This window comes from Burkholderia sp. HI2714 (assembly GCF_002223085.1).
Taxonomy (GTDB): domain Bacteria; phylum Pseudomonadota; class Gammaproteobacteria; order Burkholderiales; family Burkholderiaceae; genus Burkholderia; species Burkholderia lata_D.
In genome coordinates this window covers 134,352-160,005 of the sequence record NZ_NKFM01000024.1, presented here as the reverse complement: position 1 = coordinate 160,005, position 25,654 = coordinate 134,352, and the positions used below count along the sequence as shown (strand labels likewise).

The window sequence follows — 25,654 nt, the reverse complement described above, 5'->3', positions numbered from 1 at the left end:
TGCAAATATGCGTCAGTGGCGATGGCCGCCGCCACCGTCGCCATCGTTCCAGTCGCCGCGGCGCCCGTCGCCGTGCCCCCAGCCGTTGCCGCGGTTGCCGCGATCGCCACGGTTGCCACGATCGCCGTCCCAGCGATGGTAGTCGCGCCGGCCGCGATCCCAGTCGCGTCCGCCGCCACCGCCGCCCCAGATATTGACCGTGCCGTACACGGGCGACGGCGCATACCCGTACCCGTAGCCGGGATCGGAATAGTAGGGCTGCCCGTAACCGTATCCGGCGTCCGGGGCGACGACGCAGCCGGCCAGCAGGGTCGCGACGCCGGCGGCAGCAATGAGCTTCAGCATGATGTTCTCCGTTGATTCCCTATAAGTACCGCGCAAGGGGATTGCCAGCTGTTTGCAATTGTGTCGTCAAATTACAGCGTCGTAAGGTCGTGCGGCGAAAGTGTTAGCATCCGGGGCTCATTTGTTTTTCAGGAGCACATCGATGAAATTCGCGATCCGGGCCGCGCTGGCCGCCTTCTGCGTGACGACAGCCGCCGCCTGCGTGGCGGGGCCCGCTTCGGCGCCCGCCGTGACGGCCGAGTCGATCAAGATGTTTCCGCAGGCAGCGGCCGGCCAGCAGCGCGTCGTGATCGCGCTGCCCGCGCTCGAGAACGAAGGCGATGCGCGCGTCGAGCTGATGATCGGCAAGACGCTGCAGACCGACTGCAACCAGCAGTGGTTCGGCGGTGAGCTGACCGCCGAGGACGTGAAGGGCTGGGGCTATACGTACTACCGGCTCACCGACGTGAAGGGGCCGGCATCGACGCTGATGGCATGCCCGGGGCAGGCGCCGCAGCAACGATTCGTGCAGGTGCGTGGTGACGGCCAGCTGCTGCGCTACAACAGCCGCCTGCCGCTCGTCGTCTATGTGCCGGACGGCTTCGAGGTGCGCTATCGCGTGTGGCATGCGTCGAAGGACGTGCAGCACGCGGCGAAGCAGTAACGCCACGGCGCGGCCGCGCGTGGCGGCGGCGTCCTGCCGCTACGCGCCGCCTGTGCCGACGAGCGCTGGCCACGCGGCCAGCGCGGCTTGTGCGACGGCCTCCAGATCGCGACGGCTCGCACCGTCGCGCGCCTGGATCGACATCCCCTGCTGGACCGTCACGTAGTACCGCGCGATTGCGTCGAGGTTCGCGTGTGCCGCGATCTCGCCGGTCGCGACGCCTTGCCTGAGGCGTTCGCGCAGGTTCTCGACCGTGCGCTCGCGCATCGCGATCAGCGTTTGCCGGACCGTATCGGAGCGCTCGGCCGGGTGCAGTGCTGACAGCACGATCAGGCAGCCCGCCGGCTTCGACCGTCGCGTGAACACGCGTGCGGTATCCATCAGGTAGTTCCGTACGGCGTCGTGCGCGCTGCCGGCCTGTTCGACGCCCCCCCAGATTTCCCGTCCCTCCGTCGCGCCGTAGTGATCGAGCGCTTGCCGGAACAACGCTTCCTTGCTGCCGAACGCCGCATACAGGCTCGGCGACGCGATGCCCATCGCGGCCGTCAGGTCGGCCATCGACGCGCCTTCGTAGCCGAGGCGCCAGAACACCTCCATCGCGCGATCCAGCGCCGCTTCCTTGTCGAAGCTTCTCGGTCGGCCCCGTTCAGCCATTGTGTCCGTCCCTTCGTCGATTTCTGTGTCGATCGATAAATTAAATCAATTGACTGTGTCGCGCAACTTGCCACATTCTGTGTCGGTCGTTACATAAATGAGGAAAGGAACCGACATGAATCGACTTCAGGGCAAGCGTGCACTCATCACGGGCGGCAGCCGCGGCATCGGTGCGGCGATCGCGAAACGGCTGGCGGCCGATGGCGCGGACGTCGCGATTACCTACGAGAAATCGGCGGAGCGGGCGCAGGCCGTCGTCGCCGGCATCGAGGCGCTGGGCCGCCGCGCCGTCGCGATCCAGGCGGACAGCGCCGATCCGGTGGCCGTGCGCGACGCGGTCGATCGTGCGGCGGAGGCGTTCGGCGGTCTCGACATTCTCGTCAACAACGCGGGGATTTTCCGGGCCGGTGCGCTGGACGACCTCACGCTCGACGATATCGACGCGACGTTGAACGTGAACGTGCGCGCGGTGATCGTCGCGTCGCAGGCGGCGGCGCGGCATCTCGGCGAGGGTGGGCGCATCGTGTCGACCGGCAGTTGCCTTGCCACGCGCGTGCCCGATGCGGGGATGAGCCTCTATGCGGCGAGCAAGGCCGCGCTGATCGGCTGGACGCAGGGGCTTGCGCGCGATCTCGGCCCGCGAGGCGTCACGGTCAATATCGTGCATCCGGGGTCGACGGATACCGACATGAACCCGGCCGACGGCGAACATGCCGGTGCGCAGCGTTCGCGGATGGCGATCCCGCAGTACGGCAAGGCCGACGACGTGGCGGCGCTTGTCGCGTTCGTGGTCGGGCCGGAAGGGCGGTCGATCAACGGGACCGGGTTGACGATCGATGGCGGTGCGAACGCGTGAGTGCGTGAATGCCGACGCCCGGCGTGAGTTTTCGACCGGGCGGCGTCGCGTTCGTTATCGGCAGCCGAGCCGGTGATGCTCGGTTTCGAGATCGGCGCGCTTGTCGTAAGCGCGCAGTTCGTTGCGTGGCTTGCCGTCCGGGGCCATCCCACGGACGACCTTCTGGCCGCGGTCGGGGGCGTGCGTGACGGCGTCGATGCCGGCGGCCAGTTCACGGCAGCGTGAGTCGGGCGAGGGGTTTTCCGCGTGCGGTGCCGCTGCGTTCGTGATGTTGGCGATGCCGGGGCTGACGTAGCGCGGCTTTGCGGGTGCGGTAAGGGTGTCGGCGGCGTTTGCCGTGCCGGTCATCGCTGAAAGCGCGGCGAGTGCCGCGATCGCTCGAATCATTGCGGGAGTCCGGGTGCTGAAGAAGGTTCGGAATTCTACGCAATATGTGGCGCAGGGCCGTGGCGATCGGGCGAGATGCGATGGTGTGTCGCAGGGGACGCCGGCGGCTGAATGCTCGTCGATCCGTATGTGATGCTGGCAGGCTTTGAGCACGCAGCAGTGCACGCGGAAAGCAAGAAGCCCGCTTGCTTTCGCAGAGCGGGCTTCGGTATTGGTTGCGGGGGTAGGATTTGAACCTACGACCTTCGGGTTATGAGCCCGACGAGCTGCCAGACTGCTCCACCCCGCGGCGCGAAGTGTACTAGGGCTGATGTGGAGAGTCAATCGATTGGTGAATTACGTCGAATGGAATCGGCGGCCCACCTTCTCCGCGCGCGACGATCCGGCGTGCAGGTTGCCTGCCGATGCTTCCCGATCTGCTTCGACGTCAGACGCTTTTCGTCGGCGTCGTTGCGGTACTTGGTCGTGGGGAAGTGGATGAGGCCATGAGGATGGCTGGTCCCCCCGACAGGAATCGAACCTGTATCTAGCGCTTAGGAGGCGCTTGTTCTATCCATTGAACTACGGGGAGAGCCATGTCCGGGGAAACGCAAAAAACGCGAACCGGACGGCGGTGTGGACAGCGCGCAGAGTATAACAAACGCGCGGCGCGTCGGCGGGGCGGAATGCATGCCGACGCGCGTGATCGCGCAATCAGCCGCGATCGGAAATCAGCGTGTCAGCAAATCAGAAATCGACGACGACGAAATCTTCCTTGCCCACATCGCACAGCGGGCAGCGCCAGTCGGCGGGAATGTCGGCGAAGCGGGTGCCGGGCGCGATGCCTTCGTCGGGCAGCCCTTCCGCTTCGTTGTAGACCCACCCGCAAATCAGGCAGACCCAGCTCTGGTATTCGGTTACTTCACTCATGTAGCGCTCGGGAAAATGGAAATCCGGTGATGCCGTCCGCAGCCTGGCCGGCGGACGAAAGGCGCAATGGTACCGGAATTTCGTCGAACGGCTCCGCAACGTCGTTTTAAACGTACGCATCGCGAACAATGCAACCGAAACACATATCCCGTGCGTGCGGTGTATGCTTCGCGGGCTATCCAATCATAAGGAGAATGCGATGCTGAACAGAAAGTGGATCGCAGGTGCGGTATGTGTGGCGGCGATGGCCGTGTCGACGATGGCGCGGGCCGAGGCGCGCGTGTATTTCGAAGCGCCGAGCGAAGGCGCGACGGTGTCGAACCCGGTGCATGTGAAGTTCGGGCTCGAAGGAATGGAGCTTCGACCGGCCGGCGACAACACGCCGAACAGTGGCCATCATCACCTGCTGATCGACGGCCGGCCGATTCCGAAGGGCGACGTGATTCCCGCGAGCGAGCGTTCGCTGCACTTCGGCAAGGCCCAGACCGAAACCGACATCAAGCTGCCGCCCGGCCAGCACACGCTGACGCTGCAGTTGGGTGACGGCATCCACCGCTCGTACGGCCCCGAATTGAGCTCGACGATCACGGTCAACGTGAAGTAACTGCGTGTGCCGCGTACGGGCGCCCGAGGCGTCCGGCGCGGGAGGGGCGATCGGCCGGCTGTAGGCATCCGGCCGACGTTGGCCCTTTCGCTCGGAATTCGCGGCCGGCGTCCGCTACCGGAAGCCGGCCGCACCCGGCGCGCCATCGCATCGCGTCGCTGCGCGTCGATGGCCGCCTGCCAGCCGTCAAATGCAGGTTCCAACCCGCCTCCCAACCCGTTTGTCGGCCTTATCCGTCCGGCCATGCCGGTGACGCCGCCCGCGACCGGTACAATGGGCGCTTCCGATTTCTCTCTTCGCCGTCTCCCCATGTCGCTCTATTCCATTTCCGGCGCGCAGCTCGCGTTCGGTCACGTCGCGTTGCTCGATCACGCGGATTTCTCGCTGGAAGCCGGCGAGCGCGTCGGCCTGATCGGCCGCAACGGCGCGGGCAAGTCGTCGCTGCTGAAGATCGTCGCCGGGCTCGCGAAGCCCGACGACGGGCTGGTCACGCGCCAGCAGGAACTCGTGACCGTCTACGTGCCGCAGGAGCCCGAATTCGAGCCGGGCGCGACGGTGTTCGATGCAGTCGCATCGGGGCTCGCGCACACACGCGAACTGCTCGAAGAATACGATTCGATCGCGCATCGCCTCGCGGATATCCCCGAAGGCGCCGAGCATGATGCGCTGCTCGCGCGGATGAACGCGCTGCAGTCGTCGCTCGATGCGCACGACGCGTGGAGCTGGCGCACGCGCGTGTCGATGACGCTCGCGCAGATCGGCCTGGCGGACGTCGATGCACCCGTCGATGCGTTGTCGGGCGGGATGCAGAAGCGCGTCGCGCTGGCGCGCGCACTGGTGCTGCAGCCCGACGTGCTGCTGCTCGACGAACCGACCAACCACCTCGACTTCGACGGCATCCGCTGGCTGGAAGAGCTGCTGGTCGCGCAGCGCGCCGGCCTGCTGTTCATCACACACGATCGCGCGTTCCTCGACCGCGTCGCGACGCGCATCGTCGATCTCGATCGCGGCCGGCTGCTGTCGTACCCGGGCAATTTTTCCGCGTACCAGACGCGCAAGGCACAGCAGCTCGAAATCGAGCGCGTGGAAAACGAGAAGTTCGACAAGCTGCTCGCGCAGGAAGAAGTGTGGATCCGCAAGGGCGTCGAAGCGCGCCGCACGCGCAGCGTCGGCCGCATCGCGCGGCTCGTGCAGATGCGCAACGAGCGCGCGGAGCGCCGCAATACGCTGGGCAACGTGAAGCTGGATGTCGCGCAGGGCGAGAAGTCCGGCAAGATCGTCGCGGAACTGACCGACGTGACGAAGCGCTACGGCGGCCGTGCGGTCGTCGATCGTTTCTCGACGACGGTGATGCGTGGCGACAAGATCGGCTTCATCGGCCCGAACGGCGCCGGCAAGACGACGCTGCTCAAGCTGATTCTCGGCGAACTGAAGCCCGACGAAGGCACGGTGCGCATCGGCACCAACCTGCAGGTCGCCTATTTCGACCAGATGCGTGCCCAGCTCGACCAGGAGAAGAGCCTGGCGGATACGATCAGCCCCGGCAGCGAATGGGTCGAGATCGGCGGTGTGCGCAAGCACGTGATGAGCTATCTCGGCGATTTCCTGTTCGCGCCGGAGCGCGCGCGTTCGCCGGTGAAGTCGCTGTCGGGCGGCGAGCGCAACCGGCTGCTGCTCGCGCGCCTGTTCGCGCGTCCGGCCAACGTGCTGGTGCTCGACGAACCAACCAACGACCTCGACATCCAGACGCTTGAGCTGCTCGAGGAACTGCTGGCCGACTACGACGGCACGGTGCTGCTCGTCAGCCACGATCGCGCGTTCCTCGACAACGTCGTGACGTCGGTGATCGCGGCCGAAGGTGACGGCAAGTGGCGCGAATACGTCGGTGGTTTCAGCGACTGGCAGATCCAGAGCGCGCGCGCGGATCAGCTCGCGCAGCAGGAAGCCGCGAAGCGTGCGGTCAAGGAAGCCGCGCCGGTCAAGGAAGAGGCGGCGAAAAGCGCCGCGGGCCGCAACACGCAACGCACGGTGAAGCTGTCGTTCAACGAGCAGCGCGAGCTCGATGCGCTGCCGGAGAAGATCGCGGCGCTCGAAGAGGAGCAGAAGACGATCAATGCGCGGCTCGAAGACGGCTCGATTTTCGCGAAGGATCCGCAGGAAGGCACGCGCCTGACCGAGCGGTTCGCGGCGATCGACGACGAATTGCTCGAAGCGCTCGAACGGTGGGAAACGCTCGAGGCGAAGCGCAAGCCCGCGTAAAACGCGGACGCGCCGCGCGGCCGGCGGCCGCTGCGCGCGATTCCGCGATTGGCGTGCCACGTGGAACCAGTAAAATACCGCGCGTCCCGGGCAGCGCAGCGCACGCCGCGCGCCCGCTTTCGGAGCAGTCCAAGCACACCGTTGTTTCGATTCGCTTTTTTACGGAACTCAACGTTTTGTCCACGACGTTATCCACACGAGGTGTGGACAACGTCCCGATGAATGACGAAATTCAGCGCCTATGTCAACGAAGAAACCCAGCGCGGCCTATAGCGAAGCATCGATCAAGGTGCTCAAGGGTCTCGAGCCGGTCAAGCAGCGGCCCGGCATGTACACCCGTACCGAGAATCCGCTGCACATCATCCAGGAAGTCATCGACAACGCGTCCGACGAGGCGCTCGGCGGCTACGGCAAGCAGATCACGGTCACGCTGCACGCCGACCAGTCGGTATCGGTCGAGGACGACGGTCGCGGCATCCCGTTCGGCATGCACCCGGAAGAGGGCGTGCCGGTCGTCGAGATCGTATTCACGCGCCTGCACGCGGGCGGCAAGTTCGACAAGGCCGCGGGCGGCGCCTACACGTTCTCGGGCGGCCTGCACGGCGTCGGCGTGTCGGTGACGAACGCGCTGGCGACGCGCCTCGACGTGACGGTCTGGCGCGACGGCAAGATCGCCGAGCTCGGCTTCGCCGACGGCGACGTCGTGAAGCCGCTGTCCACGCAGGGCGCGGGCCGCGGCGAGAAGAAATCCGGCACGCGCGTGCAGGTGTGGCCGAATCCGAAGTATTTCGATTCGCCGAACCTGCCGCTTGGCGAACTGCAGCGCCTGCTGCGCTCGAAGGCCGTGCTGTTGCCGGGCGTCGAGGTCGTGCTCGTCAACGAGAAGTCGGGCGAGCGCCAGACGTGGAAATATGAAGACGGCCTGCGCGGCTACCTGCTCGACGAAATGAACGGCAGCGAGCTGCTGATCCCGCTGTTCGAAGGCGAGCGCTTTGCCGATTCGCGTTCGGGCGACGACACCTTCGCCGAAGGCGAGGGCGCGTCGTGGGTCGTCGCATGGAGCGAGGAAGGTTCGCTCGTGCGTGAGTCGTACGTGAACCTGATCCCGACGCCGGCCGGCGGCACGCACGAATCCGGCCTGCGCGACGGTCTCTACCAGGCCGTGAAAAGCTTCGTCGAACTGCACAACCTGCAGCCGAAGGGCGTGAAGCTGCTCGCGGAAGACGTGTTCGCGCGCGTGTCGTTCGTGCTGTCCGCGAAGGTGCTCGATCCGCAGTTCCAGGGGCAGATCAAGGAGCGCCTGAACAGCCGCGACGCGGTGAAGCTCGTGTCGTCGTTCTCGCGCCCGGCGCTGGAGCTGTGGCTGAACCAGCACGTCGAGCACGGCAAGAAGCTCGCCGAACTCGTGATCAAGCAGGCGCAGGCGCGCACGCGCGCGGGCCAGAAGGTCGAGAAGCGCAAGAGCTCGGGCGTCGCGGTGCTGCCCGGCAAGCTGACCGATTGCGAGACGGAAGATATCGCGCGCAACGAACTGTTCCTGGTCGAGGGTGACTCGGCAGGCGGCTCCGCGAAGATGGGTCGCGACAAGGAGTACCAGGCGATCCTGCCGCTGCGCGGCAAGGTGCTGAACACGTGGGAAACCGAGCGCGACCGCCTGTTCGCGAACAACGAGGTGCACGACATCTCGGTCGCGATCGGCGTCGATCCGCACAGCCCGGATGAAAGCGTCGACCTGTCGAACCTGCGCTACGGCAAGATCTGCATCCTGTCGGACGCGGACGTCGACGGCTCGCACATCCAGGTGCTGCTGCTCACGCTGTTCTTCAAGCATTTCCCGCAACTGATCGAGCGCGGCCATGTGTGCGTCGCGCGCCCGCCGCTGTTCCGCGTCGACGCGCCCGCGCGCGGCAAGAAGGCCGCGCAGAAGCTCTATGCGCTCGACGACGGCGAACTCGAGGCGATCCTCGACAAGCTGCGCAAGGACGGCGTGCGCGAGACGCAATGGAGCATCAGCCGCTTCAAGGGTCTCGGCGAAATGAGCGCCGAGCAGCTGTGGGATACGACGATGAACCCCGATACGCGCCGCCTGATGCCGGTGAAGCTCGGCGAGCTCGACTACGAGGCGACCGTCGCACGCATGACGATGCTGATGGGCAAGGGCGAGGCAGCCGCGCGACGCGGCTGGCTCGAGGAAAAGGGCAACGACGTCGAAGCGGACATCTAAGCCGAACACCTGCGCGGCCGGGCATGACGCCCGGCCCGGCCTCACGCCACTTACGAATACGGAATTCAGATGGACGACAACACTTCCGATCTCTTCGCCAGCTCCGATGCACCGGACGCCGACGCGCTGACGCTCGGCAACTACGCGGAGCAGGCGTATCTCAGCTACGCGGTCAGCGTCGTGAAGAGCCGCGCGCTGCCCGACGTGTGCGACGGCCAGAAGCCGGTGCAGCGCCGGATCCTGTTCGCGATGAACGAAATGGGCCTCGGCCCGGACGCGAAGCCGGTGAAGTCGGCACGCGTGGTCGGCGACGTGCTCGGTAAATACCACCCGCACGGTGACCAGTCGGCATACGACGCACTGGTGCGTCTCGCGCAGGACTTCTCGCTGCGCTACCCGCTGATCGACGGGCAGGGCAACTTCGGCTCGCGCGACGGCGACGGCGCGGCGGCGATGCGATACACCGAAGCGCGCCTCACGCCGATCGCGAAGCTGCTGCTCGACGAGATCGACCAGGGCACGGTCGACTTCATGCCGAACTACGACGGCTCGTTCGAGGAGCCGAAGACGCTGCCGAGCCGCATGCCGTTCGTGCTGCTGAACGGCGCGTCGGGCATCGCGGTCGGTCTCGCGACCGAAATCCCGTCGCACAACCTGCGTGAAGTCGCGGGCGCGGCGGTCGCGCTGATCCGCAATCCGAAGCTCTCGCACGCAGAGCTGATGAACCTGATTCCGGGGCCGGATTTCCCGGGCGGCGGCCAGATCATCTCGAGCGACGCTGAAATCGCGGCGGCCTATGAAACAGGCCGCGGCAGCCTGAAGGTGCGCGCGCGCTGGAAGATCGAGGATCTCGCGCGCGGCCAGTGGCAGCTCGTCGTGACCGAGCTGCCGCCGAGCACGTCGGGCCAGAAGGTGCTCGAGGAAATCGAGGAGCTGACGAACCCGAAGATCAAGCTCGGCAAGAAGACGCTGACGCCCGAGCAGCTCAACACGAAGAAGGCGATGCTCGACCTGCTCGACGCGGTGCGCGACGAGTCGGGCAAGGAAGCGGCGGTGCGGCTCGTGTTCGAGCCGAAGTCGCGCACGATCGACCAGACGGAATTCGTGAATACGCTGCTCGCGTACACGAGCCTCGAATCGAACGCGACGCTGAACCTCGTGATGATCGGCGCCGACGGCCGGCCGGGCCAGAAGGGCCTGCTGACGATCCTCGACGAATGGGTGAAGTTCCGCCAACTGACGATGACGCGCCGGTGCCGCCATCGTCTCGCGAAGGTCGACGACCGCATCCACATCCTCGAAGGGCGGATGATCGTCTTCCTGAACATCGACGAGGTGATCCGCATCATCCGCGAGTCGGACGAGCCGAAGGCCGCGTTGATGAGCGCGTTCGGCCTCAGCGAACGGCAGGCGGAAGACATTCTCGAAATCCGGCTGCGCCAGCTCGCGCGGCTCGAGAAGATCAAGATCGAGAAGGAACTCGAAGCGCTGCGCGAAGAGAAGGCGAAGCTCGAGGAACTGCTCGCGAACGAAAGCGCGATGAAGCGGCTGATGATCAAGGAGATCGAGGCTGATGCGAAGCAGTACGGCGACGATCGCCGCACGCTGATCCAGCAGGAAAAGCGCGCGACGTTCGAGGCGAAGGTGGTCGACGAGCCGGTCACGGTCGTCGTGTCGCAGAAGGGCTGGGTGCGCGCGCTGAAGGGCCACGGGCTCGATCCGGCCGGCTTCACGTTCAAGGCGGGTGACCACCTGTACGCGGCGTTCCAGTGCCGCACGCCGGACCGCCTGATCGCATGGGGCAGCAGCGGCCGCGTGTATTCGGTGGACGTGTCGGTACTGCCTGGCGGGCGCGGCGACGGCGTGCCCGTCACGTCGCTGATCGAGCTCGAATCGGGCTCGCACCTGATGCACTACTTCGCGGCGCCGGCCGACCAGCAACTGCTGCTCGCGTCGAGCAACGGCTTCGGCTTCCTCGCGAAGGTCGGCGACATGGTGAGCCGTGTGAAGGCCGGCAAGGCGTTCATGACGATCGATGCGGGCGCGGTGCCGCTCGCGCCGATGCCGGTGCTGCCGAATGCCACGCAGGTCGCGTGCCTGTCGAGCGGCGGCCGCCTGCTCGTGTTCGGGATGGACGAGATGAAGACGCTGTCCGGCGGCGGTCGTGGCGTGATCCTGATGGCGCTCGACGACAAGGAAACGCTCGTGCAGGCGCTCGCGATCGATCCGGCCGGCGTCGTGCTGATCGGCACCGGCCGCGGCGGCAAGGCGATGGACGAGACGCTGTCGTATGCGGGGCTGGCGCCGCACGTCGGCAAGCGCGCGCGCAAGGGCCGCGCGCCGGACACGAAGCTCAAGGTCGTCAGCGAACTGCGTCCGCTGCTCGGCTGACGCTGCGCACGTTCGATCGTCCGGCTCGGCCGCGATCGAAGGCCGCACCTCCGCTCCGGCGGACGTGCGGCTTTTTCTTTTGGACGGGGGATTCGGGTAAGCAAGCGTGGCGCTGTCACGCGGAACTTGCAAAATAGTGTGAAATCGCGCCTGGGGTCTGAACCGCGCAGCGACAATCGGGTCGAACGTCGCTCGATGCCGCGTGCGACGCGGCCGTTCGCCGCACCCACCTCCTCACAGGATTGCCGTCATGTCCCATGCTGTCTCCGTCGCGCTGTTTCTTCATCTGCTGGCCGTCGCCGTGTGGGTGGGCGGGATGGTCTTCGCCAACTTCTGCCTGCGTCCGGCGCTGTCCGACCTGTCGCCGCAGCTTCGGTTGCCGCTGATCGAGGGTGTGTTCGGCCGCTTCTTCAACTGGGTATCGGGTTCCGTGATCGTGATCCTGCTGACCGGCGGCTTCCTGCTCGTGCAATTCGGCGGCGCGCACGCGACGTGGTCGTTGCACGCGATGGCCGGGCTCGGCGTCGTGATGATGCTGATCTTCGGGCATATCCGGTTCGCGCTGTTCCCGCGCATCCGCCGTGCGGTGCAGGCGCAGAAGTGGCCGGACGGCGCGCGCGCGGTGAATACGGTGCGGCTGCTGGTCCTCGTGAACCTCGTGCTCGGCGTCGTCACGATCGGCGCGGCGGTGTTGTCGCGCGGTTTCTGATTGACCGGAGCCGGCCGGCCCGCGCGCAGCCGCGGGTGGGCCGGCAAGCACCGCTACGCGGCCAGCATCGCATCGAGCAGCCATGAGCCGACCGGGCCGAGCGGCCGGTTGCGCGACCAGACCGCATCGACCCGCACACGGCGCGGCCAGCCGCGCGCACGCAGTTCGCACAGGCGATCGCGCGCGAAGTGATCGACCATCCAGCGCGGCAGTTCGGCCCAGCCGAACCCCAGCACGGCCATCTCCAGCAGCATCAGGTAGCTCGGTGCCAGCCAGTGCTGCGTGCCGACGACGATCCGGTCGTCGGCGCCGCGTCTTTCCGTTTTCACATAGGTATTGAGGCGCAGTTCGCGCACGTCGCGCAGCGCGGCGTGCGGCACGTCGGCGTCGCCGTATTCGGCGAGCGCGTGCGTGCGGCCGACGAACAGCCCGATTTCCGACTCCTCCGCGATCGTCGCCGCGCCGATGTCGGCCGGGTAGGCCGCGCGCGCGGCCATCAGCCCGAGCTGCGCGCGGCCCTGCTGGATCAGGTCGAGCACGTCTTCGTGCTCGGCGATCTGGCATTCGAGCTCGAGCGCCGGGAAGCGCCGTTCGAGCGCCATCAACGTTTCCTCGTAGCGCTTGGACTGGTACGTATCGGACACGACGAGCGTCAGCCGCGCTTCCTCGCCACGCGCGAGCCGCGCGGCCGTGCGGTCGATCGCCGCGCCGGCCTCGAGCGCGCGCTGCACCTGCGGCAGCAGCGCGCGCCCTGCATCGGTCAGCGTCGGTGCGCGCGTCGAGCGGTCGAACAACTGCACGCCGAGATCGATCTCGAGATTCGCGATCGCTTCCGACACGGTCGACTGGCGCTTGCCGAGCTTGCGCGCGGCGGCCGTGAACGAGCCGAGCAACGCGGCTTCGGCAAAGGCGAGCAGGGCTTCGGGGGCGTGGCGCATGCGGTGCTCCTGAGTACGACATATCGGTAAAACCGATGATATCAAACTGGATTCACCCGGTTTCGCCGATCAAAATGGAGGCCATGAACGAAGCAGACGAATCGGAGGGAATCATGAAACAGATCAACAAAACGGTGACGGAACGGCTGCTGCATGCCCTGACGTTCGAGCTGGTCGCGATCGCGCTGTGCGCGCCGATCGGCGCGTGGCTGCTCGACATGCCGGTATCGCACGTCGGCGTGCTGACGGTGATGGTGTCGCTGATCGCGATGGCGTGGAACATGGCGTTCAATACGCTGTTCGACCGCTTCGAGCGTCGCGCTGGGCTGACCCGCACGCTCGGCATGCGGATCGCGCATGCGGTCACGTTCGAGCTCGGCCTCGTCGCGATGGTGGTGCCGGTCGCCGCATGGTGGCTGAACGTGAGTCTCGTCGAGGCGCTGCTGCTTGACCTCGGCATCGTGCTGTTCTTCCTGCCTTACACGTTCTGCTTCAACCTCGCTTACGACGCGTTGCGCGCCCGCTGGATGGCCCGCCGGGTCGCGGTGCAGGCAGGTTGAGGACGGGCAGGGCGGGCGAGCGGGGCGAATGCCGGTAGCGCGCCGGGGAGGGCGGCCGCCGCCTGTCAGCGCGCGGCGGCCAGCAGCCACACGCCGCAAGCAACCGCGACCGTGCCGTACACGGCATAGACGGGCACCTTGAAGCGCGCAAAGCACAGCGTCGCGAAGGCGCCCGTCAGCCAGTAAACCGGGTCGGCCGGTTCGCGATGCAGGATCTTCACGACGGCGACGACGAGAAAGCCCGTCGTCGCCGCGCGCAGCAGGCGCATCCCGTGCTCGAAGCGCGAATGGCGCTTGAGCCGGAACAGGTGGTTCTGCGCAAACACGACGAGGCACCCCGACGGAATGAACAGCGCGGCCGTGGCGAGCAGCGCGCCGACCCAGCCGTCGGTCAGGTAGCCGAGAAACGGGACGACGTTCAGCAGCGGCCCCGGCGCGACAGGCGACAGCGCGAACGCCAGCGTAAAGTCGTGATCGGAGATGCCCGTTGCGGGCGTGACGAACAGAGTCTTGAGCACGGGCAGCGCGGAAAATCCGCCACCGAACAGCGTCATGCCGGCGCCGGCGAGACGCGGCCACAGCAGCGTTGCCTGGTAATCGCCGGGCAGCGGCACCGCGAACAGCGTGACGAGTACGCCGAGCAGCACGAGCAGGTTGCGGTCGCGGGTCGACAACGTGAAATCGACCGCGTCGCGTTGCGGCGGCCCCGTCAGCCAGCCGGCCGCGAACGCAGCGAAGAGAATCCCGACGAAGGCGGCCGGATTATGAGCGAAACCGAGCAGAATCGTCGACAGCGCGGCGATCAGTTGTTCGAGCCGCGTGCGCGCGAGCGAGCGCAACTGCTTGACCCACGTGACGCCGATCAGCGCGGCTAGCACCATCCCGAAGTGATTGATCAGCACCGGTGCGGCAAGCGAGCGCACGAGCGGCGTCTGATAGAAGATCGCGAACAGCGTCATCAGGATCGAGAACGGCAGCACGCTCGCAATGCCGGCGACCCATGCACCGGCGCGGCCGTGCAGCGTCTGGCCGACCTGCACCGCGACGTTGCAGCCGACGGGGCCCGGCACGAGCCACGCGAGCGCGACGAGATCGCCAAAGACGTGCGGCTCGATGCGCCGCAGCCGCTCCACGTAATGGCGTTCGAGTTGCGCCATCATCGAAAGCCCGCCCCACGAGACGGCCGAAATGCTGGCGACGACCTTGAACAAGGTCCATAGGGATACCGGTGCCTCTTCGACACGAGCGGTCGCTTCGACTTCGACGGTTGTCATGATTGTGTGGATGGCGCAGCGCCAAATCTCTCGTATGTGACCAGGCCGGCGGCCCGCCGACACGTCGGCCCTCCCGATTGTCCACCGCACATCATGACACTGCCATGCGCGAAAACGCTAGTTAATGAACCAACCGATTCGATCGGAAAACGAAATAATTGCGGCAGTGCGCAATGCACGCCAAGGCTGCAGCGGTGCGGCGCTCAGGCGCCGGTGCTGCCGGTCGCGCGATGCGCGACGACGTTCGGATGTTCGCCGCGCACGCCGAAGCGTGCGATCAGCGCGGGAATCGCGTCGGCGGGCACCGGTCGCGAGAACAGGAAGCCTTGCGCCTCGATCTCGCCGAGCGCGGCCAGCCACGTGATCTGCTCCTCGGTTTCCGTGCCTTCGACGACGACGGTCAGGCCGAGCGAGCGCGCGAGATGCACGATCGACGACACCATCACGCACACGCTGCGATCGTTCGGGATGGCCTGCACGAACGAGCGGTCCACCTTCAGCGTGTCGACGGAGAAGCGGTGCAGGTACGACAGCGACGAATAGCCGGTGCCGAAATCGTCGAGCGCGATCCGGATGCCGAGCTTCTTCAGCGCGACAATTTTCTCGGACACGAGCTCCGGATATTCCATCATCGCGGTCTCGGTGATCTCGATCTCGAGCCGGTTCGCGTCGATGCCGGTGTCCTGTATCGCCTGCGAGATCGTCTCGATCAGGTCGCCGCGCCAGAACTGCACGGGCGAAATATTGACCGCGAGCGTCAGTGTGTCGTGGCCGTCGTCGCGCCAGCGCGCGATCTGCTCGCACGCGGTGCGGATCACGAAGTCGCCGATCGGCACGATCAGGCCGGTCGATTCGGCAATCGAAATGAATTCGTTCGCGGAGATGACGCCGTGCTCCGGATGATCCCAGCGCGCGAGCGCCTCGAAGCCGGTGATGTGGCGGTGCGTGAGGTCGATCTTCGGCTGGTACGCGAGGAACAACTGCCCCTCGGCGAGCGCGACGCGCAGTTGCTGTTCCCAGCGCATCAGGTGGTCGGCGCGGTGCGACAGGTGCGGCGCATAGAACTGGTAGCAGTTCTTGCCGGCGTCCTTCGCGCTGTACATCGCGAGGTCGGCCTTCTTCAGCAGGTCGATCTCGCTTTCGTTCGCCACCGTGTGCAGCGCGATGCCGATGCTCGCATGCAGCACGAACGAGCTGCCGCGCACGTCGAACGGTTCGCCGAACATCCGGATGATCGCTTCCGCGAGCCGCACCGCGCGCCGCTCGACGTCGTCGCCCTTCATCACCACGACGAACTCGTCGCCGCCGATGCGCGCGAGCGAGCCTTCGTCGCCGACCGCATCGGCCAGGCGCGACGCGGTCATCTGCAGCACGATGTCGCCGGCGTTGTGGCCGAGCGTATCGTTGACGGTCTTGAAGTTGTCGAGATCGATGAACAGCAGCCCGAGCCGCGACAGGCTCGCCGGCATCGACACGTCGTTGCGCAGCCCGCGCAGCGTCGCATAGCGGTTCGCGAGGCCGGTGAGCAGGTCGTATTCGGCGAGCTGCGTCATTTCGCGCTCACGGCCGAGCAGCTTCCCGATCAGGCCCGTCGCGACGCCGAAGAACGCGAGCATCGCGAGCGTGATGAAGCTCGTCATCAGCAGGTAGACGTTGCGCGTGTGGTAGTAGTCCGCGAATTCCTCGGTTTGCGACAGCCCGACCATCACCGCGAGCGGGTAGCCGTCGAGGTGGCGGTACGACACGATACGCGTCACACCGTCGATCGGGTCGATGATCGTGCCCGTCACGCGCTCGGCGATCGGGTAAACACCCGACGCGGAAAACGCCCCGGGCGCGTTGCTGACCGAGCCCGTGCGCCGCGCGAGCACCGCGCCCGTATCTGACACCACCGCGATCACGCCTTCCTTGCCGATCGCCGCGTTGTTGTAGAAGTCGTTGGTGAAGTAGCTCGGGTCTTCCGACACGACGACGATGCCCGCGAAGCTGCCGTCCGGGTTGTTCAGGCGCCGGGTCATCTGCAGCGTCCAGTGGCTCGACACGCGGCCGAGTACGGGCTTGCTGATGAACAGGCGGTCGTCGTTGTGCGCGAGGTGGACCTTGAAGTGCTCGCGGTCGGCCAGGTTGATCGGCTGCGGATGCAGCTCGGCCGTGTTCGCGAACAGGATGCCCTTCGCGTTGACGAGCGACACCTGGATCAGCGTGTCGCTCGGCACGACGCCTTTCTCGACGGCGCTGGCGAGGTTGAAGCGGGCGGGCGATTTCTCGAATTCGAACTTGACGAAGCGGGTGATCTGGTCGACCTGGTGGATCGCCTTGACCGTATGCTGCTCGAGCGCGGAGGACAGGATCGCTGCGGAAGCCGCTGCTTCCTTGTACGCGCTGTCCTTCTCCACCGACAGACGCGCGATGATCACGGCCCACAGCAGCGCGAGCGCCAGCATCCCGAGCAGCGGGATCGCAAATAGCGCACGCCGGCGCGATTTGCGCGGCGCGCGTAGCGGCCGGGTCGGCGGCGTGTGGTTGGACCGGGCGGAGCTCATCGAAGAGGGTGGCGTCCTGCTCGCGTGCGCCACCCGTCTGGATGGCTGACTATGGGTTGGGATTGTCCCGACGTCTGTTCGTTCGCGGGACACGCAACCATGGACAGACCTCCGAAACAACGGATTAGGCCCGATATTACTGGTTGGAACGTTTTTGCGATAGTTGGGCGAATCGCAGGGGGCGCCGGGCGGGCCGGCGCCATCGCACATCGCGAAATGTCAGGCGGGTGACAGGAAGGTACCGTCGACGACGGTGACGACATGGCCGCCGATCCACGTGGTGCCGTCCTCGTCATAGCTGACGAAGATGCGGCCGTCGCGGCCGATCGCCGTACCCTGGCGGGCCGTATACGACTGGCCGGGGCGGCGTTCCTGCCGCGTCAGTAGCCCGGCGAGCGCGGCGTTGGCGCTGCCGGTGACGGGATCCTCGCCGAAGCCGAAATTGCCACCCGTCATCAGGCAGCGGATCTCGAACGTCGCGGGGCCGCCTTCGGCGTGCGGCGCGTAGACCGCGAGGCCGTCCGTGCCGTAGCGGTGCGTGAGTGCCGTCAGCGCGGCCGGATCGGGCGTCAGGCCAATGCAGGCATCGGCCGACTTCAGCCGCACGACCAGCCACGGCGCGCCGTTGTCGACCGCGCACGGCTCGGCATCCAGATCGAGCGCGTCGCTGCGCAGCGCGGCAGCCAGCGCCGCGTAGTCTGAACGGTCGAGCGGCGTGACGCGTGCCGGCGGCGCGGCGAACGCCCAGCCGTCGGCCTGCTCGCGCAGCGCGACCCGGCCGACCCCGCACTGCTGGATCAGCCGGCCCGGCGTGCGCGGCCGCGCGCCGCTTTCCAGAAACGCATGCGCGGTGCCGAGCGTCGGGTGGCCGGCGAACGGCAGTTCGCCCTCCGTCGTGAAGATCCGGACGCGGTAGTCGGCTTCCGGATCGGTCGGCGTGCAGAGGAACGTCGTTTCCGACAGGTTCGTCCAGCGGGCGATCGCCAGCATGTCGTCGTCGCCGAGCGAATCGGCGTCGAACACCACGGCGAGCGCGTTGCCCTTGAACGGCACCGACGTGAACACGTCGACCTGCTTGAAACGGACGAGACGGCCGGGCATCGTGCTGCGTTCGTTACGCAACTTCGGCGATCAGCTCGATCTCGACGCACGCGCCGAGCGGGATCTGCGCCACGCCGAATGCCGAGCGCGCGTGCTTGCCGGCGTCGCCGAACACTTCCGCGATCAGTTCCGACGCGCCGTTCGTCACGACGTGCTGTTCGGTGAAGTCGAGCGTCGAGTTGACGAGGCTCATCAGCTTGACGATGCGCGTGACCTTGTTCAGGTCGCCGGTGTGTGCGTGCAGCGTCGCGAGCAGGTCGATCGCGATCGAGCGGGCGGCGGCCTTGCCGTCTTCCGTCTGCAGATCCGCGCCGAGCTTGCCGGCCCAGACCTTGCCGTCCTTCTTCGCGATGTGGCCCGACAGGAAGACCGTGTTGCCGGTTTGCGCGCTCATCACGTAGGCGGCGGCCGGTGCGCCGGCGGTCGGGAGCTCGATGCCGAGCGACTTCAGCTTGTCGTAGACGTTAGCCATGGATTCGATTCCTCGTAGAGAGTCGTGACAGGAAAAAGGGGATCAGAGACGCTCGCGCAGCAGCTTGCCGAGGCGCGCGACGCCTTCCTCGATCTTCTCGGGCGGCACCGTCACGAACGACAGGCGCAGCGTGTTCTGCTGCGCGTTGTCCGCGAAGAACGGCGCGCCCGGCACGAACGCGACGTGATTGTCGACGGCCGTGGCGAGCAGCTTCATGCTGTCGATCTGCGCGGGCAGGTTCACCCAGATGAACATCCCGCCTTCCGGGCGGTTCCACGTGACGCCTTCCGGCATGTGGCGCTCGAGCGCGCCGAGCATCGCGTCGCACTGCGCGCTGTACAGCTCGCGGATCGTCGGGATGTGCTCGTCGAGGAAGCCGTCCTTGATCACTTCGTGCGCGATGCGCTGCGTGAGCGTCGGCGTGTGCAGGTCGGTGGCCTGCTTGGCCTGCACGAGCTTGAAGTGGAGTTCCTCGGGCGCAATGATGTAGCCGATCCGCAGGCCCGGTGCGAGCACCTTCGAGAACGTGCCGAGGTGCACGATGTGATCGGGCGCCATCGACAGCATCGTCGGCAGCGGCTCGCCGCGGTAGTTCAGCGCGCCGTACGGATCGTCTTCCAGCACCGGGAACGGGCTCGACTGCGCGAACGCGGCGAGCGCGCGGCGGCGCTCGACGGGCAGGCGGCGGCCGGTCGGGTTCTGGAAGTTCGGCTGCGCGTACAGCAGGCGCGCGCCTTGCGTGAGTGCGGGCGTGAGGCCGTCCGGCAGCAGGCCCTGCTCGTCGGTCGGCACCTGCACGTAGCGCGGCTCGTACAGCGAGAACGACTGCAGCGCGCCGAGGTAGGTCGGGGTTTCGACGAGGATCGGGCTGCCCGGATCGACGAGCGCCTTGCCGAGCAGGTCGAGCGCCTGCTGCGAGCCGGTCGTGATCAGCACCTGCGACACGCGCACGCTGTAGCGTTCGGCGATCCATTCGCGCAGCGGCAGGTAGCCTTCGGTCGCGCTGTACTGGAGCGCGGCGGCCGGCGCGTCGCGCAGCACGCGATCGGCGGCGGCGCGCATGCGTTCGGCCGGGAACGTGGCAGGGGCGGGCAGGCCGCCGGCGAACGAGATGACCTCGGGGCGTTCCGTGACCTTCAGGATTTCGCGGATGGCAGAGCTCGTCAGCTTGCGTGCGCGTTCGGAAAGCTGCCAGTGCGGCGGATGCAGGTCGCTCGGATTCATAGTCTCCTCGTTCGGATATCGTGGTCAGTCAAGAAAGGTCGTTCGGGCGCATCGCTTCGACGCCGCCGGGTGGGCGGGCACGAGCGCGATCGAGCCTTCGCGGCCGGGTGGGCAAACCGATCAGGCAAAACGTCCATTATGGCGCAGCTGTTCAGCCGGCGCGAGCCGGTTGCGCGGCGGTGGCGACCGCCGAGCGGCGCCCGAGCACCACGGTGGCGATCACCGCGGCCGCGAACAGCCATGTCGACGGCGTCACCGTTTCGCCGAACAGCAGCGCGGAAAAGGCAATCGTGAAGAAAATCTGCAGCAATTGCACCTGGCCGACGCGCGCGATGCCGCCCATCGCGAGCCCCGCGTACCACGCGAAAAAGCCGATGAATTGCGAAAAGAGGGTCACGTAGCCGAAGGCGAGCCACGTGCGCAGCGCGAGCGGGCCCGGATGCGCGGCATGCTGCATCCACGCGAGCCAGCCGACCGGCAGCACGAGGAACGGCGCGGACACGACGAGCGCCCAGCAGATCACCTGCCAGCCGCCGATCTGGCGCGCGAGGCGCGCGCCTTCCGCATAGCCGAGCGCGCCGATGCCGACCGCGACGAGCATCAGCGCGTCGCCGGCCTGCACGGTGCCGCCGCCGTCGCGCAGCGCGAACGCGATCACGAGCGCGCTGCCGGCCACCGCGCTGGCCCAGAACGCCTTCGACGGCCGCTCGTGCGACAGCCACGCCGCATACAGCGCGACGAACAGCGGCTGCAGGCCGTTGACCACCGCGCCGTGCGAGGCCGGGACCGATTTCATCGCCCATGCGGAGAACACCGGGTACGCGATGATCACGCCGAGCGACGTGATCGCGAGGCTTTTCAGCTGCGCGCGGGTCGGCAGCGGCTCGCGGCGCCACCACAGCAACAGGCCGGCCGGTATCGCGGCGGCGAGCGCGCGGCCGAGCCCGTTGAGCAGCGGGTGGAGTTCGGCGACGACGATGCGCGTCATCGGCAGCGTCAGGCTGAAAATCATCACGCCGATGAGGCCGAGCAGCATGCCCCGGGTTTCGCGCGAATTCATGAAGTGGGTGTCTCCGTGTTGCCGGTATGGATGTAGTCGGGGGCGGCGTGGCGTTCAGCGCAGCGTGCGCGCACCCTGCGGCGTGTCGAATTCGGCGACCAGCGCGGGCGGGCCGTCGGCGGCTTCGAGATCGAGCAGGTGGGCGGCGCCGAGCCAGTCGAGCTGCTCGCGGATCGTGTCCGCACGCGGGTGGGCGCCCTTGAGCGCCTTCAGCGCGACGCCGTCGGCCGGCAGCGATTCGGCCGGGTGGCGCGCACTGTCCCACTGGATCAGCGACGGCAGGAGGCCATCGCCCGCGCCTTGCCACGCGGGGAACGTGCCGTCGTCGGGCACGGTGAGGCCCCAACTCAGGTCGCCGCGCCGCATCGCGACGACCGGCGGGATGCGCGCCGGGTACTGGCTCTGCCACAGCGCGAGCTGGCGCGGACGCTCGACGCGGGCGACCCAGTGCGCGAGAAACGGGCCTTGCGCAAGCCGCGCGTGCATGGCCGGATCGTCGAGCCCGAACAGCCGCGCGCGCGGCGGCTCGGCGCCGGCGTTCGGCGCAGGTGCATCGGGATCGATCGCGATCACTTCGAGGTAGAGCCCGCCCCACGCGCCGAACAGCGCATTGTGGGTCCGCATCAGCGGGTGGCGGCCGCCACCGGCCGGTTCGATGCCGAGCGCGTCGGCGACATGGCGGACGCCTTCGTCGAGCGTGCGCGCGGCGATCACGAGATGGTCGAGTGTCAGGGAGCGGGCTGGCATGAACGTCGGTCGGGAAGCGAAAGTGTCATGGTGGGCAGGCGATGCGCCGGGCGGTGGCCGGACCGGCCGGCGTACCGGCCGCGATGCGGGCCGGTGGGCGCGGCGCCAGGTGCGGCGGGGCCGGAACGGTGGCCGCACGGTCGCCATTCCGGTCAACTGTAATCGTCGCTACCGGCACAGTAACGGTACAATCGGCGCGATAGCCTTCGGTACAGTTGGAGCTGCCGCCCATGTCCACCGTCCCACTCGCCCAGATTCCCGCGCCGCACGACACGGCCACGCTCACGCTCGTCGACCAGCTTGTCCAGTGGGCGCGACGGCGCATTGACGAACGCGTGTTCCGGCCCGGCATGCGGATGCCGTCGATCCGCAAGCTCGCGCTCGACAAGAGCGTGTCGCGCTTCACCGTCGTCGAGGCGTACGAGCGCCTCGTCGCGCAGGGTTACCTCGACTCGCGGCGCGGCTCGGGCTTCTACGTGCGTGAGCGCACGGCCGCCGGCCCGCAGCCGGCCGACAGCGTCGCGCGCGTGGCCGAGGCCGCGCCGGTGCACAACACGATCGACGTCGTCTGGCTGCTGCGCAACATGCTGCACACCGTCAGCCCGGAAAAGGGGCCGGGTCTCGGCTATCTGCCGGGCCGCTGGCTCGACGGCGAACTGATCACCGGTGCGCTGCGCGCGCTCGGGCGCCAGTCCGGCGCGCAGATGCTCGGCTTCGGCACCGCGCAGGGCTTCCTGCCGCTGCGCCAGCAACTGCAGACGCGCCTCGCCGAAGTGGAAATCGGCGCGAAGCCCGAACAGATCGTGCTGGTGTCGGGCATCACGCAGGCGATCGACCTGATCTCGCGGATCTACGTGAAGCCCGGTGATGCGGTGATCGTCGGCGATCCGGCCTGGTTCCAGATGTTCGGCCGCTTTGCGGCGCAGGGCGCGCAGCTCGTCGGGATGCCGTACACGCCGGACGGCCCCGATCTCGACGCGCTCGAGACGCTCGTGCAGATGTGGCGGCCGAAGATGCTCGTGATCAATTCGGTGCTGCAGAACCCGACCGGCACGTCGCTGTCGGCCGCGCAGGCGTTCCGGATCCTGAAGCTCGCGGAGGCATACGACTTCCTCGTCGTCGAGGACGACGTGTACGGCGACCTGTGCCCGCCGAGCTATCCGGCCACGCGCCTCGCGAGTCTCGATCAGTTGAAGCGCGTGATCTACCTCGGCAGCTATTCGAAGACGCTCGCGGCGAACCTGCGGGTCGGCTATGTCGCGTGCGCGCCGGAGATCGCGAAGGCGGTCACCGATCAGAAGATGCTGGTCGGGATGACGACGCCCGAGCTCAACGAGCGCGTGCTGTACAAGATCCTGACCGAAGGGCATTACCGGCGCCACGTCGAGCGGCTGCGCGCGCGGCTCGACGGGGTGCGCGACAAGACCGCGCGGATGCTCGAGCGCACGGGGCTCGGCCTTTTCACGATGCCGGCGGCCGGGATGTTCCTGTGGGCCGACACGGGTGTCGACTCGGACGCGCTCGCGGCGGTCGCGCACGAGGCCGGCTTTTTGCTGACGCCGGGCAGCCTGTTCTCGCCGCAGCAATCGCCGTCCACGTGGATGCGCTTTAACGTCGCGAACTGCGGCGATCCGGCGCTGCCGGCGCTGCTGTCGCGCTATATCGATTCGGCCGTGCGCCGCGCATCATGACGCGGCGCGGCACGCCCGCCCTTGAAATCGGGTGTGCCGCCTCCAGATACGCGCGCAAACCGCATGCGCCGGGCGGTTGTCTTTCATGGGCCGGCCGGCATCGCGCGCCGGGCGGTCGCGCCATACCATTCAAGTTCAAGTAAGAGGAAACAGCATCCATGGCACACGAAACGATGAGCTTTCAGGCAGAGGTCAAGCAACTCCTCCACCTGATGATCCATTCGCTCTACAGCAACAAGGAAATCTTCCTGCGCGAACTGGTGTCGAATGCGTCCGACGCGGCCGACAAGCTGCGTTTCGAAGGGCTCGCGGACAACGCGCTGTACGAGAACGATCCGAACCTGCGCATCCGCATCGGCTACGACAAGGCCGCGCGCACGATCACGATCGACGACAACGGCATCGGCATGAGCCGCGACGAGGCGATCGCGAACCTCGGCACGATCGCGCGTTCGGGCACCAAGGAGTTCTTCACGAAGCTGTCCGGCGACCAGCAGAAGGACGCGGCGCTGATCGGCCAGTTCGGCGTCGGTTTCTACTCGGGCTTCATCGTCGCCGACAAGATCACCGTCGAGACGCGTCGCGCCGGCCTGCCGGCGAACGAAGCCGTGCGCTGGGAAAGCGCGGGCGAGGGCGATTTCACGATCGACGCGATCGAGCGCGCGCAGCGCGGCACGACGATCACGCTGCACCTGCGCGAAGGCGAGGACGACCTGCTGTCGTCGCACCGCCTGAAGTCGATCATCCAGAAGTATTCCGACCACATCGCGCTGCCGATCCTGATGCAGAAGGAAGAATGGGATCAGGAAAAGGGCGAGATGGTCCTGAAGGACGAGGACGAGACCGTCAACCAGGCGAGCGCGCTGTGGACGCGTTCGAAGAGCGACGTCACCGACGAGCAGTACACGCAGTTCTACCAGCACATCGCGCACGACCACCAGGATCCGCTCACGTGGACGCATAACCGCGTCGAGGGCCGCAGCGAATACACGCAACTGCTGTTCGTGCCGTCGCACGCGCCGTTCGACCTGTGGAACCGCGACTATCGCGGCGGCCTGAAGCTGTACGTGAAGCGCGTGTTCATCATGGACGACGCCGAGCAACTGCTGCCGCAATATCTGCGTTTCGTGAAGGGCGTCGTCGATTCGGCCGACCTGCCGCTGAACGTGTCGCGTGAAATCCTGCAGGAAAGCCGCGACGTGAAGGCGATCCGCGAAGGCGTGACGAAGCGTGCGCTGTCGATGCTCGAAGAGCTCGCGAACGCGGAAGAGGATGCCGGCAAGGAGAAGTACAAGACGTTCTGGGGCGCGTTCGGCCAGGTGCTGAAGGAAGGCCTCGGCGAGGATCACGCGAACCGCGAGCGCATCGCGAAGCTGCTGCGCTTCGCGTCGACGCACGGCGACACCGACGCGCAGGACGTGTCGCTCGCCGACTACGTGTCGCGCATGAAGCCCGAGCAGAGCAAGATCTACTACGTGACCGCCGATACGTGGCAGGCCGCGAAGAACAGCCCGCATCTGGAAGTGTTCCGCAAGAAGGGCGTCGAGGTGCTGCTGCTGACCGACCGCGTCGACGAATGGATGCTGTCGTTCCTGCACGAATTCGACGGCAAGCCGCTCGCGAGCGTGGCCCGCGGCGATCTCGATCTCGGTGAGCTGAACGACGAGGAGAAGAAGGCGCAGGAGCAGGCGGGCGAGGCGATCAAGCCGGTCGTCGAGAAGATGAAGGAAGCGCTCGGCGACAAGGTGAAGGAAGTGCGCGTCACGTTCCGTCTGACCGATTCGCCGTCGTGCCTCGTTGCCGACGACAACGACATGAGCGGCTACCTGCAGCGGATGCTGAAGGCGGCCGGCCAGAACGCGCCGGCGATGCAGCCGATCCTCGAGATCAATCCCGAGCACGCGCTCGTGAAGCAGCTGAATGCCGACAGCGCCGATTTCGGCGACTGGTGCCATCTGCTGTTCGATCAGGCACTGCTCGCCGAAGGCGGCATGCTCGACGATCCGGCAAGCTTCGTGAAGCGAACCAACGCGCTGCTGCTGTCGCGCGCCGCGTGAACGCAC

At 66.9% G+C, this 25,654-nt stretch carries 22 protein-coding genes and 2 tRNA genes; 10 read left to right on the top strand and 14 right to left on the bottom strand.

The window, feature by feature from the left end; translation table 11 throughout:
* Positions 1-12: 12 nt before the first annotated feature.
* Entirely contained in the window at positions 13-345 is a 333-nt protein-coding gene (locus CFB82_RS13520) for a hypothetical protein (RefSeq protein WP_069248571.1), read from the bottom strand.
* 142 nt (positions 346-487) lie between these two features.
* Between CFB82_RS13520 and eco the strand changes: the two genes are divergently transcribed.
* Positions 488-988: a serine protease inhibitor ecotin gene (eco, locus tag CFB82_RS13515; RefSeq protein WP_046544670.1), complete on the top strand. Its 501-nt coding sequence runs from the start codon at positions 488-490 to the stop codon at positions 986-988.
* A 39-nt stretch (positions 989-1,027) separates the two neighbouring features.
* Here the strand turns inward: eco and CFB82_RS13510 are convergent, their stop codons facing one another.
* Entirely contained in the window at positions 1,028-1,642 is a 615-nt protein-coding gene (locus CFB82_RS13510; protein WP_089484389.1) for a TetR/AcrR family transcriptional regulator, read from the bottom strand.
* 115 nt (positions 1,643-1,757) lie between these two features.
* Here CFB82_RS13510 and CFB82_RS13505 point away from each other — a divergent pair, with 115 nt between their 5' ends.
* Positions 1,758-2,498 (top strand): SDR family NAD(P)-dependent oxidoreductase, encoded by a 741-nt coding sequence (locus tag CFB82_RS13505; RefSeq protein WP_089484388.1) that lies wholly within the window; start codon positions 1,758-1,760, stop codon positions 2,496-2,498.
* A gap of 54 nt (positions 2,499-2,552) precedes the next feature.
* Here the strand turns inward: CFB82_RS13505 and CFB82_RS13500 are convergent, their stop codons facing one another.
* From CFB82_RS13500 to CFB82_RS13485, 4 genes are all read right to left on the bottom strand, one after another.
* Positions 2,553-2,885 carry a hypothetical protein gene (locus CFB82_RS13500; protein WP_089484387.1) on the bottom strand — a complete coding sequence of 111 codons (333 nt, stop codon included), beginning with the start codon at positions 2,883-2,885 and terminating at the stop codon, positions 2,553-2,555.
* 212 nt (positions 2,886-3,097) lie between these two features.
* Positions 3,098-3,174 (bottom strand) — tRNA-Met (locus tag CFB82_RS13495).
* Between the two features lie 207 nt (positions 3,175-3,381).
* Positions 3,382-3,456 (bottom strand) — tRNA-Arg (locus CFB82_RS13490).
* A gap of 155 nt (positions 3,457-3,611) precedes the next feature.
* Positions 3,612-3,794 carry a rubredoxin gene (locus CFB82_RS13485; RefSeq protein WP_006398668.1) on the bottom strand — a complete coding sequence of 61 codons (183 nt, stop codon included), beginning with the start codon at positions 3,792-3,794 and terminating at the stop codon, positions 3,612-3,614.
* Positions 3,795-3,993: 199 nt separating this feature from the next.
* On the opposite strand from CFB82_RS13485, the gene CFB82_RS13480 reads away from it, so the two are divergent.
* From CFB82_RS13480 to CFB82_RS13460, 5 genes are all read left to right on the top strand, one after another.
* On the top strand, positions 3,994-4,398 hold the full coding sequence (locus tag CFB82_RS13480; RefSeq protein ID WP_089484386.1) for a DUF4399 domain-containing protein: 405 nt from the start codon (positions 3,994-3,996) through the stop codon (positions 4,396-4,398).
* A gap of 309 nt (positions 4,399-4,707) precedes the next feature.
* Positions 4,708-6,657: an ATP-binding cassette domain-containing protein gene (locus CFB82_RS13475; protein ID WP_069248554.1), complete on the top strand. Its 1,950-nt coding sequence runs from the start codon at positions 4,708-4,710 to the stop codon at positions 6,655-6,657.
* Between the two features lie 241 nt (positions 6,658-6,898).
* Positions 6,899-8,881: a DNA topoisomerase IV subunit B gene (locus tag CFB82_RS13470; protein ID WP_069248553.1), complete on the top strand. Its 1,983-nt coding sequence runs from the start codon at positions 6,899-6,901 to the stop codon at positions 8,879-8,881.
* 69 nt (positions 8,882-8,950) lie between these two features.
* Positions 8,951-11,272 (top strand): DNA topoisomerase IV subunit A, encoded by a 2,322-nt coding sequence (gene parC / locus CFB82_RS13465; protein WP_089484385.1) that lies wholly within the window; start codon positions 8,951-8,953, stop codon positions 11,270-11,272.
* Between the two features lie 250 nt (positions 11,273-11,522).
* Positions 11,523-11,981 carry a CopD family protein gene (locus tag CFB82_RS13460; RefSeq protein ID WP_069248551.1) on the top strand — a complete coding sequence of 153 codons (459 nt, stop codon included), beginning with the start codon at positions 11,523-11,525 and terminating at the stop codon, positions 11,979-11,981.
* Positions 11,982-12,034: 53 nt separating this feature from the next.
* On the opposite strand, the gene CFB82_RS13455 is transcribed toward CFB82_RS13460, so the two are convergent.
* Positions 12,035-12,919 (bottom strand): LysR family transcriptional regulator, encoded by an 885-nt coding sequence (locus CFB82_RS13455; protein WP_089484384.1) that lies wholly within the window; start codon positions 12,917-12,919, stop codon positions 12,035-12,037.
* A gap of 113 nt (positions 12,920-13,032) precedes the next feature.
* On the opposite strand from CFB82_RS13455, the gene CFB82_RS13450 reads away from it, so the two are divergent.
* A complete protein-coding gene (locus CFB82_RS13450) occupies positions 13,033-13,479 on the top strand; it encodes a multidrug/biocide efflux PACE transporter (RefSeq protein ID WP_069249343.1) in 447 nt (148 codons plus the stop codon).
* A gap of 65 nt (positions 13,480-13,544) precedes the next feature.
* Here the strand turns inward: CFB82_RS13450 and CFB82_RS13445 are convergent, their stop codons facing one another.
* From CFB82_RS13445 to CFB82_RS13410, 7 genes are all read right to left on the bottom strand, one after another.
* Positions 13,545-14,753, bottom strand: coding sequence for a chromate transporter (locus CFB82_RS13445; protein WP_089484383.1), 1,209 nt, complete (start codon positions 14,751-14,753; stop codon positions 13,545-13,547).
* Between the two features lie 203 nt (positions 14,754-14,956).
* Positions 14,957-17,296 (bottom strand): bifunctional diguanylate cyclase/phosphodiesterase, encoded by a 2,340-nt coding sequence (locus tag CFB82_RS13440; protein ID WP_069248548.1) that lies wholly within the window; start codon positions 17,294-17,296, stop codon positions 14,957-14,959.
* A gap of 219 nt (positions 17,297-17,515) precedes the next feature.
* Positions 17,516-18,397 carry a PhzF family phenazine biosynthesis protein gene (locus CFB82_RS13430; RefSeq protein WP_069249342.1) on the bottom strand — a complete coding sequence of 294 codons (882 nt, stop codon included), beginning with the start codon at positions 18,395-18,397 and terminating at the stop codon, positions 17,516-17,518.
* 13 nt (positions 18,398-18,410) lie between these two features.
* Positions 18,411-18,869 carry a RidA family protein gene (locus CFB82_RS13425; protein ID WP_011352811.1) on the bottom strand — a complete coding sequence of 153 codons (459 nt, stop codon included), beginning with the start codon at positions 18,867-18,869 and terminating at the stop codon, positions 18,411-18,413.
* Between the two features lie 42 nt (positions 18,870-18,911).
* Complete coding sequence (locus tag CFB82_RS13420; protein ID WP_089484382.1) at positions 18,912-20,093, bottom strand: aminotransferase-like domain-containing protein; 1,182 nt, start codon at positions 20,091-20,093, stop codon at positions 18,912-18,914.
* A gap of 151 nt (positions 20,094-20,244) precedes the next feature.
* Entirely contained in the window at positions 20,245-21,153 is a 909-nt protein-coding gene (locus tag CFB82_RS13415) for a DMT family transporter (RefSeq protein ID WP_089484381.1), read from the bottom strand.
* A gap of 54 nt (positions 21,154-21,207) precedes the next feature.
* A complete protein-coding gene (locus tag CFB82_RS13410; RefSeq protein ID WP_089484380.1) occupies positions 21,208-21,900 on the bottom strand; it encodes a VOC family protein in 693 nt (230 codons plus the stop codon).
* 230 nt (positions 21,901-22,130) lie between these two features.
* Between CFB82_RS13410 and CFB82_RS13405 the strand changes: the two genes are divergently transcribed.
* On the top strand, positions 22,131-23,591 hold the full coding sequence (locus CFB82_RS13405; RefSeq protein ID WP_069248544.1) for an aminotransferase-like domain-containing protein: 1,461 nt from the start codon (positions 22,131-22,133) through the stop codon (positions 23,589-23,591).
* 158 nt (positions 23,592-23,749) lie between these two features.
* Positions 23,750-25,648: a molecular chaperone HtpG gene (htpG, locus tag CFB82_RS13400; RefSeq protein WP_069248543.1), complete on the top strand. Its 1,899-nt coding sequence runs from the start codon at positions 23,750-23,752 to the stop codon at positions 25,646-25,648.
* Positions 25,649-25,654: the final 6 nt, after the last annotated feature.

Bases quoted from the DNA above. Each gene is read 5' to 3' on its own strand.
- CFB82_RS13520 (WP_069248571.1), bottom strand. From the start codon at position 345: ATGCTGAAGCTCATTGCTGCCGCCGGCGTCGCGACCCTGCTGGCCGGC.
- eco (WP_046544670.1), top strand. From the start codon at position 488: ATGAAATTCGCGATCCGGGCCGCGCTGGCCGCCTTCTGCGTGACGACA.
- CFB82_RS13510 (WP_089484389.1), bottom strand. From the start codon at position 1,642: ATGGCTGAACGGGGCCGACCGAGAAGCTTCGACAAGGAAGCGGCGCTG.
- CFB82_RS13505 (WP_089484388.1), top strand. From the start codon at position 1,758: ATGAATCGACTTCAGGGCAAGCGTGCACTCATCACGGGCGGCAGCCGC.
- CFB82_RS13500 (WP_089484387.1), bottom strand. From the start codon at position 2,885: ATGATTCGAGCGATCGCGGCACTCGCCGCGCTTTCAGCGATGACCGGC.
- CFB82_RS13485 (WP_006398668.1), bottom strand. From the start codon at position 3,794: ATGAGTGAAGTAACCGAATACCAGAGCTGGGTCTGCCTGATTTGCGGG.
- CFB82_RS13480 (WP_089484386.1), top strand. From the start codon at position 3,994: ATGCTGAACAGAAAGTGGATCGCAGGTGCGGTATGTGTGGCGGCGATG.
- CFB82_RS13475 (WP_069248554.1), top strand. From the start codon at position 4,708: ATGTCGCTCTATTCCATTTCCGGCGCGCAGCTCGCGTTCGGTCACGTC.
- CFB82_RS13470 (WP_069248553.1), top strand. From the start codon at position 6,899: ATGTCAACGAAGAAACCCAGCGCGGCCTATAGCGAAGCATCGATCAAG.
- parC (WP_089484385.1), top strand. From the start codon at position 8,951: ATGGACGACAACACTTCCGATCTCTTCGCCAGCTCCGATGCACCGGAC.
- CFB82_RS13460 (WP_069248551.1), top strand. From the start codon at position 11,523: ATGTCCCATGCTGTCTCCGTCGCGCTGTTTCTTCATCTGCTGGCCGTC.
- CFB82_RS13455 (WP_089484384.1), bottom strand. From the start codon at position 12,919: ATGCGCCACGCCCCCGAAGCCCTGCTCGCCTTTGCCGAAGCCGCGTTG.
- CFB82_RS13450 (WP_069249343.1), top strand. From the start codon at position 13,033: ATGAAACAGATCAACAAAACGGTGACGGAACGGCTGCTGCATGCCCTG.
- CFB82_RS13445 (WP_089484383.1), bottom strand. From the start codon at position 14,753: ATGACAACCGTCGAAGTCGAAGCGACCGCTCGTGTCGAAGAGGCACCG.
- CFB82_RS13440 (WP_069248548.1), bottom strand. From the start codon at position 17,296: ATGAGCTCCGCCCGGTCCAACCACACGCCGCCGACCCGGCCGCTACGC.
- CFB82_RS13430 (WP_069249342.1), bottom strand. From the start codon at position 18,397: ATGCCCGGCCGTCTCGTCCGTTTCAAGCAGGTCGACGTGTTCACGTCG.
- CFB82_RS13425 (WP_011352811.1), bottom strand. From the start codon at position 18,869: ATGGCTAACGTCTACGACAAGCTGAAGTCGCTCGGCATCGAGCTCCCG.
- CFB82_RS13420 (WP_089484382.1), bottom strand. From the start codon at position 20,093: ATGAATCCGAGCGACCTGCATCCGCCGCACTGGCAGCTTTCCGAACGC.
- CFB82_RS13415 (WP_089484381.1), bottom strand. From the start codon at position 21,153: ATGAATTCGCGCGAAACCCGGGGCATGCTGCTCGGCCTCATCGGCGTG.
- CFB82_RS13410 (WP_089484380.1), bottom strand. From the start codon at position 21,900: ATGCCAGCCCGCTCCCTGACACTCGACCATCTCGTGATCGCCGCGCGC.
- CFB82_RS13405 (WP_069248544.1), top strand. From the start codon at position 22,131: ATGTCCACCGTCCCACTCGCCCAGATTCCCGCGCCGCACGACACGGCC.
- htpG (WP_069248543.1), top strand. From the start codon at position 23,750: ATGGCACACGAAACGATGAGCTTTCAGGCAGAGGTCAAGCAACTCCTC.